Origin of the sequence: Microbacterium sp. JAI119 (assembly GCF_013410135.1) — a bacterium.
Lineage (GTDB): Bacteria > Actinomycetota > Actinomycetes > Actinomycetales > Microbacteriaceae > Microbacterium > Microbacterium oxydans.
Genome location: NZ_JACCCK010000001.1, coordinates 910,239 through 922,382, shown reverse-complemented (window position 1 = coordinate 922,382; position 12,144 = coordinate 910,239). Strand labels below are relative to the sequence as shown.

Sequence of the window (12,144 nt, the reverse complement as noted above, 5' to 3'; positions counted from 1 at the left end):
GCACCCGCCTTTCGTCGTGGAAGAGCTCAGGAAGCGAGAACCTCGTCGAGCAGTGCGCCCGCCTTGTCCTCGTCGGTCTTCTCGGCGAGCGCCAGCTCCGAGATGAGGATCTGGCGAGCCTTCGCCAGCATCCGCTTCTCACCCGCGGACAGACCGCGGTCCTGGTCACGGCGCCACAGGTCGCGCACGACCTCGCTGACCTTGATCACATCGCCGGAGGCGAGCTTCTCGAGGTTCGCCTTGTACCGGCGCGACCAGTTCGTCGGCTCTTCTGTGAAGGGTGCTCGCAGCACCTCGAAAACATGATCGAGGCCCTCCTTGCCGATCACGTCGCGAACGCCGACCAGGTCGACATTCTCCGCGGGGACCTCGATGATGAGATCTCCCTGGGTGACGTTGAGCTTCAGGTATTTCTTCGCCTCACCCTTGATGATGCGCTCCTTGACCTCGATGATGGTCGCAGCGCCATGGTGGGGATAGACGACGGTCTCGCCAACCTCAAAAAGCATAAAAACGTGTCCTTTCGGCAACCTCAAGGATACCACAGGGGACATGCGCTAAGGTTCGCGCCCCCAGGGCCGCAGGAGCCCTCACGACTTACGCATAGAATGGTTCCGGATATCCCCGCCGGACCTCAGGAGGACCCGTGAAATCGCGCCTTGTTGCGTCTGCAGCCCTCAGCGCCCTCGTTCTGCTCGGTGCGACCGGGTGCACGTTCATCACCCCGCAGTCCACCAAGACCGAGTACGCCGCCTCCGACGGAGTGAACGTCTCCGACGAAGACGGGCCCATCGACGTGCGCAACGCCCTCGTGGTCGCCACGGAGGACGGTTCGGTCGGCAACTTCGTCGCCGCGATCGTGAACCCGACCGACGAGAAGGCCACGCTCACCGTCACCGTCGAGGGTGTCGACCCCTTCGCCATCACGGTCCCGGCGAACGACACCGTGAGCCTCGGCTCTGACGCCGACCCGGTGCGCATCGTGGGCCTCGACACCAAGCCCGGCGCTACCGTCGAGATCCACTTCCAGTCGGGAGATTCCACCGGAGTCAAGACCCAGGTGCCGGTGCTCGACGGCACCCTCCCCTACTACTCGGATCTGGTCCCCAGCGAGAAGGCACCCACATCGTCGCCGACCCCGCTGCCGACCGATACGGCAGCCCCGGCGCCCTCGAACTGACGCCGCACGCAGCGAGAAGAGGCCGGCACCCCTCGGGGTACCGGCCTCTTCTGCGTCTCACCGGCAGCATGCGCCACCGATCGGACGCTCAGCCCTCGAAGCGGTACCCCAGACCACGCACCGTGACGAGCATGACGGGCTCGCTCGGGTTCTCCTCGATGCGCGAGCGGATGCGCTTGATGTGCACGTCCAGCGTCTTGGTGTCGCCGAAGTAGTCGCTCCCCCACACGCGGTCGATGAGCTGCCCCCTGGTCAGGACGCGTCCCGAGTTGCGCATCAGCACCTCGAGCAGCTCGAACTCCTTCAGCGGCATGTTGATCTGCGCACCTGCCACGGAGACGGTGTGTCTGTCGATGTCGAGAGACACACGTCCACCGTCCAGCACACGCTCGTCCAGTTCACCGTCCGCCTGGACCACCCGGCGCAGCACCGCCCGCATCCTGGCGAGCAGCTCCCGGGACGAGTAGGGCTTCGTGATGTAGTCGTCCGCTCCGAGTTCGAGGCCGACGACGATGTCGACCTCGGAGTCCTTGGCGGTGAGCATGATGATCGGCACAGCAGAGGTCGAGCGGATCTGCCGACACACCTCGGTGCCCGGCATCCCCGGCAGCATCAGGTCGAGCAGCACGATGTCGGCACCGCGCTCCCGGAAGGCCGCGAGTGCGCCGGGGCCGTCCTCCGCGATCTCCACCTCGTACCCCTCGCGTCGGAGCAGGTAGGCGAGCGGGTCGGCGAGGTCGGGCTCGTCTTCGACGAGAAGGATTCGGGTCATGCTCTCTCTCCGTTTCGCACGCGGGCGGACGCGGCGTTCTTGGCCGCCTTGCGCGCGCGCTTCTTCTTGTTCTTCTTGCCCGCGTCGCGATTGTCTGGGGCATCGATCCGAGGAAGCCGGATCGTGAACGTGGACCCGCGACCGGGACGGGACCACAGCCGCACTTCGCCACCGTGACGCTGGGTGGCGTGCTTGACGATGGACAGGCCGAGGCCCGTGCCGCCCGTGCGCCGCGATCGGGCTTCGTCGGCCCGATAGAACCGCTCGAAGATGCGCTCGCGATCTGCTTCCGCGATGCCGATGCCCTGATCCGACACCGCGATCTCGACCACACCGTCTTCCGCCCGTACGCCCACGCCCACTCGGGAGCCGCGCGGCGAGTAGACGATGGCGTTGGCGATCAGGTTGCCGACCGCCTCGATCAGGATCTGCGCATCGCCGCGCACCCAGACACCACGGTCTCCACCCCTGGCGAGTTCCACGCCGGCGGAATCGGCCTGCACGACATGGGCCTCGATGGAGGAGGCGATCACCTCGTCGATCGCGACCGGCCCCACCGTGGACAGCCCGTCCTCGGCCTGGAGCCGGGACAGGCTCATGATGCGACCGGTGAGCTGACCGAGACGACCCGCCTCCGCCGAGATGCGCGCGGCGAAGATGCGCACCTGGGAGGGATCGTCGGCCGCCGACTCGATCGCCTCGGCGAGCAGGCTCACCGCACCGACCGGCGTCTTCAGTTCGTGGCTCGTGTTCGCCACGAAGTCGCGACGCATCTGGTCCAGTCGTTCCTGCTCCGTGACATCACGGATGATCAGCAGGACGAGGCGGCTGCCGATCACGCTGGCCCGAGCCGAGACCAGGCGGGGGTCGAGGCTCACCCCGCCGCGCGTGATGCGCATCGACTCGGTGACGGAGCCGCCGGCCTCTCTGACGCCGCGGACGAGCTGCCGGAGCTCCGGGTTGTCGAGAGTCGAGCCGACATCGATCCCGAAGCGCGTCGCGGCCTGCGATGCGGCCAGCACCAGACCGGAGGCGTCGACGATCGCCGCCGCATCGTCCATGCTGTGCAGGACGTCGGTGATGCCGGCGGGGATCGCCAGCGACGTCTCCTCCTGCACTCGAGCCCGCGCTCGGTACGCCCACACCACGAGGAGCGACAGGCCGACGCCGATCACGAGCCCGATGGCGAGCGAAGACAGCGCGAGCTGCGGCAGGGTCATGACTCCAGCGTAGAGTGCGTTCACCGTCCGTCCGGCGGGTTTCCGCGCCCTGGCGGGAACAGGAGAAGTACTATTCACGTGCTGGGCACCGTTCGTTAACCTTCGAAGCAGACAATCGCTTCGGGCCTGTGCGGGAGCACAGACCTGCTCTCGTGCGGACGACCCGCCGCCTCGCGCTGATCCAGCCGAGATCCGAATGAAAGGTTGCGCCCCAACATGCGCGAAGTCTTCCACCAGTCCCTCGAGGACCTGCAGAACCGCCTCGTCGAGATCGCCGACCTCGTCACGGTGTCCATCGACAAGGCCACCAGGGCGTTCGCGACGAGCGACGTGGCTCTGGCCGAAGAGGTCATCGCCGACGACGCGAAGATCGACGAGCTGGCCGTGGCCCTCGACGAGCAGGCCATCGAGATCCTCGCGCGCCAGCAGCCGGTCGCCCGCGACCTCCGCATCGTCGTCACGGCATTGCGCGTGAGCGCCTCGCTCGAGCGCATGGGCGACATGTCGGAGCACATCGCCCAGCTCGCCCGCCTCCGCTTCCCCGAGCGCGCCATTCCGAAGGGCCTCAAGGGCACGTTCGTGAAGATGGGCGAGCTCGACGTCGAGGTGGCCCGCACCCTGTCCGAACTGCTGCGCACGCAGGACCTGCGTTTCGCCGACGCCATCCGCAACGCCGATGACGACGTCGATGAGCTGCACGCCACCGTCTTCGAGAAGGTGCTCAGCGACAACTGGAAGGGCGAGGCCACGGCCACCGTCGATGCCACGCTCGCCAGCCGGTACCACGAGCGCTTCGCCGACCACGCGGTGGCCGTCGCGAAGAAGGTCGTCTACCTCGCCACGGGCGACTGGGCGGTCGAGGAACACGACATCCCGCTCGCCGTCGAGCAGCAGGAGCTCGGTCAGCAGGAGTTCGGCCACGCTTGACACCCACTCGCGGATACGACGGAGCCCCCGATGCCATCGCATCGGGGGCTCCGTCGTATCCGCGAGGGGGCTTCTACTTCTTGCCCTGCGCCGCGACGGCGGCTGCACCGGCGGCGGCGGCCTCGGGGTCGAGGTAGCGGCCGGGGCCGGTGGGGACGTTGTTCTCGTCCAGCTCGTACACCAGCGGGATGCCGGTCGGGATGTTCAGCTCGGCGATGTCGTCGTCGCTGATGCCCTCGAGGTGCTTGACGAGACCACGCAGCGAGTTGCCGTGCGCCGTCACGAGCACGGTCTTGCCGGCTTCGAGGTCGGGGACGATCGCGCTCTCCCAGTACGGCAGCAGGCGGTCGATGACGAGCTTGAGCGACTCGGTGCGCGGCACCTCGCCGTCGATGTGCGCGTAACGGACGTCGTTCACCTGGCTGAACTCGCTCTCGTCGTCGAGCACGGGCGGCGGCACGTCGAACGAACGACGCCACAGCTGGAACTGCTCCGGGCCGAACTCTTCCAGCGTCTGTGCCTTGTCCTTGCCCTGCAGCGCGCCATAGTGACGCTCGTTCAGGCGCCAGGAGCGCGTCACCGGGATCCACAGACGGTCGGCGGCATCCAGGGCGATGTTCGCCGTCTGGATGGCACGGCTCAGCAGCGAGGTGTGCAGCACGTCGGGGAGGATGCCGGACTCCGCCAGCAGCTCGCCGCCGCGGCGTGCCTCCTTCTCGCCCTGCGCATTGAGGCGGACGTCCACCCAACCGGTGAACAGGTTCAGTTCGTTCCACTCGCTCCGGCCGTGGCGGAGCAGGATGAGGGTGCGCGTCGCAGTCATGCCGTCAGTTTATCCGTCCGGGACTGAGGACCCGAGTCGGATGCTGGGAGGATGGAGACATGGCGTCATCTCCCCTCGGTCGGCCGACCCGCGGCACCACGGGGACGAACCGCCTTCGGCGAAACGACCGCTGGATCGCCGCGAGTGAGGCGCTGCGCCGAGCATCCGACCCGTTGGTCGTCGACCTCGGCTACGGCGCCAGCGGGGTCACGGCCTTCGAGCTCGCCACGCGCCTGGTCCGGGTGCGTGACGACGTGGAGGTGCGCGGACTGGAGATCGACCCCGCCCGCGTCGCGACGGCCGATGCGCAGCTCGACGAGGTGCGCGCGGGCCGAACCTCCTTCGCGTCCGACCTTCCGGTGACGTTCGCGCGCGGCGGTTTCGAGGTTCCGCTTCCCGATGGGCGCAGAGCAGCCGTGATCCGCGCGATGAACGTGCTGCGCCAGTACGACGAGCAGGATATCCCCGGCGCCTGGTCACGGATGGCCGCCCGGCTGGCGCCCGGTGGTCTGCTGTTCGAGGGCACCTGCGACGAGATCGGCCGCGTCTCGAGCTGGGTCGACATCGATGCACAGGCGACCCCGCTGCGGTTCACGCTCTCGCTCCGGCTCGCGGACCTCGAGCACCCGAGCATCGTCGCCGAACGCCTGCCCAAGGCACTGATCCACCGCAACGTCACCGGCGAACGCATCCATGCCCTCCTGGTCGACCTCGATCGCGAATGGGACCGCGCCGCGCCGTTGTCGACCTTCGGGGCGACGCAGCGTTTCCTCGCCGCGGTCGGTTCACTGCGTGATCAGGGTTGGCCCGTGATCGGTGGGCGCACGCGCTGGCGTCTGGGCGAGGTCACACTGCCATGGGCGGCCGTCGCTCCGCGCGCGGACTGACTCCGGGCCGGCGACGTCGGCTCAGCCAGCGTCGCGTGCGTCGCGCGGGTCGGGCGCCGCCGGTCGTCGCGACAGCCGTGTGAGGCGCGGGATGTCGGCCACGGAACCGGCATCCGCCGGGACGATCACCTGCTGGGACGCAGCGATGTCGATGCCCTCCGCACGCACGACGAGGTCGCCGACGGGTGCGCGCCGGGAGAGGATCGCGAGCGCGATCGGGCCGTCTTCGTGGTGCCGGGCCACGGAGGTCAGGTGGCCGACCTCGTCATCGCCCGCGAAGACCGGCGCACCGGGCTCCGGCAGGACGGCATCGCTGCCATCGAGGTGGAGTGCGGCCAGCCGTCGAGGCGGATGCCCGAGGTTGTGCACCTTGGCGACGGTCTCCTGGCCGCGGTAGCAGCCCTTGTTCAGGTGGACCGCGCTGCGGATCCAGTCGGACTCGTGGGGCAGCGAGCGCTCGCCCACCTCGGTCGTCCACCGAGGACGCCACGCCGCGACCCGCAGCGCCTCGGCCGCAAGAGTCCCTGCGAGGGCTTCCCGATCGAGGGAACCGGCGAGAGCACGAGCGGATTCCTCCGTGACGACGGCCACCCGCCAGGCGAAATCGGTGGCAGGATGCTCTGCGACCTCCGCGTACTGATGACCTCCGACGCTGATGCGCTGCCACGGGTCTGCCCAGACGAGGGCGACGCCGTTCGGGGCGAACGCGGCAGCGGTGATTCTCGCTCCGACGGTCCCGCCGTCGATGTAGCCGACCAGCTCGAGGTCGGAGCGCACCTCTACCGTCGCCTGGGTACGGAACTTCATGCGCGTCAGCCAGGCGGCGAGCGCTTCCGCATCGCCGCTGTCGACGATCAACCACGCCGATGAGCCGTCGTCGAGGATTCCGGCGGCGTGCTCGACGCGACCCTGCGGGTCGAGGATCAGCAGCTCCGTGCTGTCTCCTGGCGCGAGACGCCCCACCGACTGCGAGGTGATCGAGTCGAGCCAGGTGAGGCGCTCGGGACCCGCCACCTCGATGACCGTGCGATCCCCGAGCGGCGCAAGGGCCGCGCCGTCGGCGAGACGCCGCTGCTCGCGGAAGGCATCACCGAAATGAGTGATGACCTCGCCGTCGGAGACCGCACCGTCGACCTGGTGGAAGGCGGACACGTCAGACCTTGGCCAACCGGGCCGATGCATGCGAGCGCAAAGGCGTGCCGAGGGCGGCGATGTCCCACGCCCACAGCAGATGACCGTCTACGAGGCCGTACATGCGGGAAGAGGCGGTGTGGACCTTCGCGCCGGCGCTGCGCACGACGGCATCGGAGCCGATGTCGATGCGCGGCCCGTTGATCTCGCCGATGTAGAGCTCGAGGGCACCGTCGGCGTGTGCGAGAGAGACCTCGATCGGGAATCCGCCGCTCGGAGCGCGCAACTCCTCCACGTCGTCGACTGTGCGGATCACGGCCGGCGCGGTGGGAGGCAACAGCGCGGGGCCGGGATCAGCCGCTGCCGCCGGACGCGCGAGTCGCCAGAATCCGGTCTCGGCGAGCAGTGCGGCCGCCGGAGCACCCTCCTCGGTCAGAAGGGTGGCCGTTCCGGAGTAGTTCAGGAAAGGACCGCCGTCATGGCTGAAGCTGACCCGGTGCGTGAACTCTCCCTGCAGACGCTCGTCGCCGACCGGATAGTCGATGACGCCGGTGCCTTCCCAGACGCCGATCAGCCACGCGAAGGGGACGAGATCGGCCGGAAGATCGACGGGAAGCTCGAGCATCGTCGAGTCAGCGCTGGCCGCGGAAGAGGTTGCGCAGCACCACCGCCGAGACGAAGACGATAGCGAGGCTCGCAAGGCCCAGCAGGCCGATGAAGAAGATTTCGAGCGCCATGAGGTCCATGTGCTCCACCTTACCGCGCCGCGCCGCCGTCCGGCGGGGATCAGGCGGGAATCAGGTCGGGATCAGCGCTGCGAGGCCGAACCCGACCGAGATGATCCCCATCAGCAGCAGAGCGCCGATCACGCTGCCGGCCACCCGGAAGATGAAGCCCTGAGTGCGCCCGTACCAGAGCTGCACGGCGAACGACAGGAGCACGACGCCGCCGAAGCCGACGAGGAGCCACGGCACACGCCACTCCTCCGGCACGAAGATGCCGATGACGACGGTCGCGAGGAAGGCCGTGGCCCAGACGACGAGCACACCGACGAACGCGTTGCGCGGTGCGAGTGCGGGATCCGTCATGTCTCCATTGTGACCTATCGCTCCCGGTATCATGGCGGCACGACGTCGATCCGCGTCTGTGAGGAGTGCGTGTGGCCCAGGTCCTGGTTCTGACCAACGCTCCGCTCTCCGAGCAGGTGCTCCCCGCGCTCGAGCTGTTGAGCCACCGCACGCGCCAGATCCCCGCAGAGCCCTCGCAATTGATCAGTGCGCCCGATCATGATGTCGTGATCGTCGACGGCCGTCACGACCTCGTCGGGGCGAAGTCGCTGTGCCGTCTGCTGCGGACGGCAGGACAGGACTCCCCGCTGCTGCTCGTCGTCACGGAGGGCGGGATGAGCGCCCTCTCCGGCGACTGGGGCATCGATGACGTGCTCCTCTCCACCGCGGGTCCGGCGGAGATCGATGCCAGGCTGCGTCTCGTGCTGGCACGACGCGACGAGGTCGCCGAACCCGCACGCGTGCAGGCATCCGGCGTGACCATCGACGAGCAGTCCTACTCGGCGAAGCTGCGCGGCAGACCTCTGGACCTCACCTACAAGGAGTTCCAGCTGCTGCATTTCCTGGCGACCCACCCGGCTCGCGTCTTCACCAGGGAGCAGCTGCTGAGCGAGGTCTGGGGATACGACTACTTCGGGGGCACCCGCACCGTCGATGTGCACGTGCGACGACTGAGGGCGAAGCTCGGCGATCAGGAGCAGATCATCGGAACGGTGCGCAACGTCGGCTACCGCTTCAACGTCAACGAAGACGAAGGTCTGGCCAGCGCGGGGTGAGGCGACTCCGTTCACACGCGCGTCACTTCTCGGTGCTTAGATGTACCCCATGATCGATCCCGCACTCGCCGACGCCGGGCTGGGTGATGCCGAAGACGACGACTTCGACGCCATCGAGTCCTACGACGCCCAGCTCCCCGACCACCGCTACCTGGATCGCGAGCTGAGCTGGCTCGCCTTCAACCAGCGCGTGCTGGAGCTCGCCGAGGATCCGTCGCTCCCCGAACTGGAGCGGGCCAACTTCCTGGCGATCTTCGCGAGCAACCTCGACGAGTTCTTCATGGTGCGCGTCGCTGGCCTCAAGCGACGCATCATGACCGGCCTCGCCGTGCCCACCAACATCGGCCGCTCCCCCGTCGACGCCCTCGCCGACATCTCGCGCGAGGCACACGCGCTGCAGCTGCGCCATGCCGACGCATGGACGTCGCTGGTGCGACCCGCTCTCGCCGAATCCGGAATCGAGATCGCCGATTGGTCGGAGCTGACCGACGACGAGCGCACGGCGCTCTCCGAGTACTTCTCCGCACAGGTCTTCCCGGTGCTGATGCCCCTCGCCGTGGATCCCGCCCACCCGTTCCCGTACATCTCCGGTCTGTCGCTGAACCTCGCGATCCGCATCCGCAACGCCCGCACGGGGCGCCAGGAGTTCGCGCGTCTCAAGGTGCCGCCCATGCTCCCCCGCTTCGTCGAGGTACCGGGCGGCGGCGAGATCAAGCGCTTCCTGCGGCTCGAAGAGCTCATCGCCAACCATCTCGGCGACCTCTTCCCCGGCATGGAGGTGCTCGACCATCATGCGTTCCGTCTCACCCGCAACGAAGACGTGGAGATCGAGGAGGACGAGAGCGAGAACCTGATCCAGGCGCTCGAAGCCGAGCTGCTGCGTCGTCGGTTCGGGCCTCCGATCCGGCTCGAGATCACCGACGACATGGACGACGTGACCATGGACCTGCTGGTCCGGGAACTCGACATCACCGACCTGGAGGTCTATCGCCTTCCAGGGCCGCTCGATCTGCGCGGACTCTTCGACCTGTCGCGGATCGACCGCCCCGACCTGCGGTACCCGCCGCACCTGCCCACCACCGCCGTCGCCTTCCAGCCCGCGGGATCGAGCACCCGGGCCGACATCTTCAAAGCGATCCGCAAGTCCGACGTGCTCGTCCACCACCCGTACGAGTCGTTCACCACCAGCGTGCAGGCGTTCCTCGAGCAGGCCGCCCGCGACCCGCACGTGCTCGCCATCAAGCAGACGCTGTACCGCACCTCCGGAGACAGCCCCGTCGTGCAGGCGCTCATCGACGCGGCCGAGGCGGGCAAGCAGGTGCTCGCTCTCGTCGAGGTGAAGGCGCGATTCGATGAGGCGAACAACATCGTCTGGGCCCGCAAGCTGGAGAAGGCCGGCGTGCACGTGGTGTACGGCCTGGTCGGACTCAAGACGCACTGCAAGCTCGCCCTCGTGATCCGCGAGGAAGACGGCAAGCTCCAGCACTACTCGCATGTCGGCACCGGCAACTACAACCCGAAGACCAGCCGCATCTACGAGGACTTCGGACTGTTCACCGCGGATGCGCAGGTCGGAAAAGACCTGACGCGTCTGTTCAACGAACTCAGCGGCTACGCGATCGAGAAGAAGTTCAAGCGCCTGCTGGTCGCCCCTCTGCACCTGCGCAAGGGGCTCGTGCGTCAGATCGACGCGGAGCGCAAGAACGCCGAGGCCGGCATCCCCGCGCACATCCGCATCAAGGTGAACTCGATGGTCGACGAGGAGATCATCGACGCTCTCTACCGGGCGAGCGCGGCAGGAGTGAAGGTCGACGTCTGGGTGCGCGGCATCTGCAGTCTCCGCACCGACCTCGACGGCATCAGCGACAACATCACGGTTCGCAGCATCCTCGGGCGTTACCTGGAGCACTCGCGTATCTTCGCCTTCGAGAACGGCGGCGACCCGCAGGTCTACATCGGCAGCGCTGACATGATGCACCGCAACCTGGACCGTCGTGTCGAGGCCCTCGTGCGCGTCACCGACCCCGCCCACCTCAAGGAGCTCAGCACGTTCTTCGACCTGGCGATGGACGACGGCACCTCGTCGTGGCACCTCGGCCCTGAGGGAGTCTGGACGCGCCACGCCACGGATGCGGACGGCAAGCCTCTGATCGACCTGCAGGATAAGACCATGGGGTTGATCCAGCGGCGCCGTCGGGCTCGGGCGGTTCGATGAGCGGCCGGCAGCTGCAGCTCCCGGCCGACACGACGACGAGCGCGAAGTGGACGGACAAGGCGGTGTACGCGGCGGGTGCCGTCGTGTGGCGTCTGGTCGACGGCAAGCTGCGCATCCTGCTGATCCACCGCACCAAGTACCGTGACGTCACGCTGCCCAAGGGGAAGGTCGACCCCGGCGAGATGCTCGCCGAGACCGCCGTCCGCGAGGTGCACGAGGAGACCGGCATCCGGGTGTCGCTGGGCGTCTCGGTCGGCGTGAGCCGGTACCTGCTCGCCTCGCAGAAGCAGAAGGTCGTGCACTACTGGGCCGCGGAGGCGACGGACGTGGCCATCCGCGAATCGACCTTCGTGCCGAACCGGGAGATCGCCGCGCTCGAGTGGGTCAGCGTGAAGAAGGCCCGCGCACGCCTGAGCTACCCGGTCGATCTCGAGATCCTGGACTTCTTCGCCAAGCTCGTCGACGACGGTGTGCTGCGCACGTTCCCGGTGATCGCGCTGCGCCATGCGAAGGCCACTGCCCGCTCGGAGTGGGACGGATCCGATGCCTCCCGCCCCCTGACCGACCGCGGACGGAAGCAGGCCAAGTCGATCGTCGGACCGCTTCGTGCCTTCGGCGTGCGCCGGATCGTGTCGAGCGATGCGGTGCGCTGCGTCGAGACGGTCACTCCGCTCGCGCGCGCGTTGGATCGCAAGATCGTGAAGACCGAGAAGATCAGCCAGGACGCCTGGGAGGACGGAGACTCCGATCTGCGTTCCGTCGTCGGCCGCCGGATCCGCGCAGGCAAGCCGGCCGTGGTGTGCAGTCACGGCCCCGTGCTGCCGGGCCTGCTCTCGGAGATCGCGCTGGCGACCGGCACCATCCAAGGGTCGTATCTCAGCAGTGCGTCGGACCTCGAACCGGCGGCGTTCTCGGTCGTGCATCTCTCTGCGACCAACCCCGGATCCGGGATCATCGCGATCGAGACGCACGTCCCCAAGGTCTGACGCTTCGACAGGCTCAACGGCCCAGGCCCGGAATCCCGCGGGAGACCCCCAGAGAGTCGCCCGCCGTTCACCTGCCGTTCACCTGCTCGGGAGAGTCTCGTTAACCGTCGCCCATAGCGTCACTGTGTGCCCTGCACCGGGCCCCACCCATTCCAGATCG

Annotated in this window: 13 protein-coding genes; 6 read left to right on the top strand and 7 right to left on the bottom strand. The window is 67.9% G+C overall.

All coding sequences use genetic code 11. From position 1 onward, the window contains the following. Positions 1–26: 26 nt before the first annotated feature. Entirely contained in the window at positions 27–509 is a 483-nt protein-coding gene (locus tag HDC31_RS04525; protein WP_017201416.1) for a CarD family transcriptional regulator, read from the bottom strand. 137 nt (positions 510–646) lie between these two features. Here HDC31_RS04525 and HDC31_RS04520 point away from each other — a divergent pair, with 137 nt between their 5' ends. Further along, the gene (locus HDC31_RS04520; protein WP_046746524.1) at positions 647–1,180 is read left to right on the top strand and encodes a restriction endonuclease subunit M; all 534 of its coding nucleotides are present in this window, start codon (positions 647–649) and stop codon (positions 1,178–1,180) included. Positions 1,181–1,268: 88 nt separating this feature from the next. On the opposite strand, the gene HDC31_RS04515 is transcribed toward HDC31_RS04520, so the two are convergent. After that, positions 1,269–1,952, bottom strand: a complete 684-nt coding sequence (locus tag HDC31_RS04515; protein ID WP_045263359.1) for a response regulator transcription factor — start codon at positions 1,950–1,952, stop codon at positions 1,269–1,271. Further along, positions 1,949–3,172, bottom strand: coding sequence for a cell wall metabolism sensor histidine kinase WalK (locus tag HDC31_RS04510; RefSeq protein WP_046746523.1), 1,224 nt, complete (start codon positions 3,170–3,172; stop codon positions 1,949–1,951). The genes HDC31_RS04515 and HDC31_RS04510 overlap by 4 nt, the downstream gene beginning before the upstream one ends. 216 nt (positions 3,173–3,388) lie before the next feature. Here HDC31_RS04510 and phoU point away from each other — a divergent pair, with 216 nt between their 5' ends. Beyond that, positions 3,389–4,099, top strand: coding sequence for a phosphate signaling complex protein PhoU (gene phoU, locus HDC31_RS04505; RefSeq protein WP_046746522.1), 711 nt, complete (start codon positions 3,389–3,391; stop codon positions 4,097–4,099). A gap of 73 nt (positions 4,100–4,172) precedes the next feature. Here the strand turns inward: phoU and HDC31_RS04500 are convergent, their stop codons facing one another. Continuing rightward, positions 4,173–4,922, bottom strand: coding sequence for a phosphoglyceromutase (locus tag HDC31_RS04500; RefSeq protein WP_046746485.1), 750 nt, complete (start codon positions 4,920–4,922; stop codon positions 4,173–4,175). Positions 4,923–4,981: 59 nt separating this feature from the next. Between HDC31_RS04500 and HDC31_RS04495 the strand changes: the two genes are divergently transcribed. Continuing rightward, a complete protein-coding gene (locus HDC31_RS04495; protein ID WP_113681826.1) occupies positions 4,982–5,809 on the top strand; it encodes a class I SAM-dependent methyltransferase in 828 nt (275 codons plus the stop codon). A gap of 21 nt (positions 5,810–5,830) precedes the next feature. Here the strand turns inward: HDC31_RS04495 and HDC31_RS04490 are convergent, their stop codons facing one another. The 3 genes from HDC31_RS04490 to HDC31_RS04480 all read right to left on the bottom strand — a co-directional run bounded on the left by HDC31_RS04490 (position 5,831) and on the right by HDC31_RS04480 (position 8,028). Next, a complete protein-coding gene (locus HDC31_RS04490) occupies positions 5,831–6,961 on the bottom strand; it encodes a folate-binding protein YgfZ (RefSeq protein ID WP_179515854.1) in 1,131 nt (376 codons plus the stop codon). 1 nt (position 6,962) lies between these two features. Beyond that, complete coding sequence (locus tag HDC31_RS04485) at positions 6,963–7,565, bottom strand: FABP family protein (RefSeq protein WP_113680766.1); 603 nt, start codon at positions 7,563–7,565, stop codon at positions 6,963–6,965. A 172-nt stretch (positions 7,566–7,737) separates the two neighbouring features. After that, a complete protein-coding gene (locus HDC31_RS04480; RefSeq protein ID WP_046746481.1) occupies positions 7,738–8,028 on the bottom strand; it encodes a hypothetical protein in 291 nt (96 codons plus the stop codon). A 71-nt stretch (positions 8,029–8,099) separates the two neighbouring features. Here HDC31_RS04480 and HDC31_RS04475 point away from each other — a divergent pair, with 71 nt between their 5' ends. From HDC31_RS04475 to HDC31_RS04465, 3 genes are read left to right on the top strand one after another with little or no spacing between them, the layout of a single operon-like run. Further along, positions 8,100–8,783: a response regulator transcription factor gene (locus HDC31_RS04475; protein ID WP_046746480.1), complete on the top strand. Its 684-nt coding sequence runs from the start codon at positions 8,100–8,102 to the stop codon at positions 8,781–8,783. Positions 8,784–8,832: 49 nt separating this feature from the next. Continuing rightward, a complete protein-coding gene (locus tag HDC31_RS04470; protein WP_046746479.1) occupies positions 8,833–10,998 on the top strand; it encodes an RNA degradosome polyphosphate kinase in 2,166 nt (721 codons plus the stop codon). Next, positions 10,995–11,984: an NUDIX domain-containing protein gene (locus tag HDC31_RS04465; RefSeq protein ID WP_179515853.1), complete on the top strand. Its 990-nt coding sequence runs from the start codon at positions 10,995–10,997 to the stop codon at positions 11,982–11,984. Before HDC31_RS04470 ends, HDC31_RS04465 begins: the two co-directional genes overlap by 4 nt. Positions 11,985–12,144: the final 160 nt, after the last annotated feature.

Excerpts from the sequence above, each read along its gene's own strand:
- HDC31_RS04525 (WP_017201416.1), bottom strand. The coding sequence starts at position 509 with ATGCTTTTTGAGGTTGGCGAGACCGTCGTCTATCCCCACCATGGCGCT.
- HDC31_RS04515 (WP_045263359.1), bottom strand. The coding sequence starts at position 1,952 with ATGACCCGAATCCTTCTCGTCGAAGACGAGCCCGACCTCGCCGACCCG.
- HDC31_RS04510 (WP_046746523.1), bottom strand. The coding sequence starts at position 3,172 with ATGACCCTGCCGCAGCTCGCGCTGTCTTCGCTCGCCATCGGGCTCGTG.
- phoU (WP_046746522.1), top strand. The coding sequence starts at position 3,389 with ATGCGCGAAGTCTTCCACCAGTCCCTCGAGGACCTGCAGAACCGCCTC.
- HDC31_RS04500 (WP_046746485.1), bottom strand. The coding sequence starts at position 4,922 with ATGACTGCGACGCGCACCCTCATCCTGCTCCGCCACGGCCGGAGCGAG.
- HDC31_RS04495 (WP_113681826.1), top strand. The coding sequence starts at position 4,982 with ATGGCGTCATCTCCCCTCGGTCGGCCGACCCGCGGCACCACGGGGACG.
- HDC31_RS04485 (WP_113680766.1), bottom strand. The coding sequence starts at position 7,565 with ATGCTCGAGCTTCCCGTCGATCTTCCGGCCGATCTCGTCCCCTTCGCG.
- HDC31_RS04480 (WP_046746481.1), bottom strand. The coding sequence starts at position 8,028 with ATGACGGATCCCGCACTCGCACCGCGCAACGCGTTCGTCGGTGTGCTC.
- HDC31_RS04470 (WP_046746479.1), top strand. The coding sequence starts at position 8,833 with ATGATCGATCCCGCACTCGCCGACGCCGGGCTGGGTGATGCCGAAGAC.
- HDC31_RS04465 (WP_179515853.1), top strand. The coding sequence starts at position 10,995 with ATGAGCGGCCGGCAGCTGCAGCTCCCGGCCGACACGACGACGAGCGCG.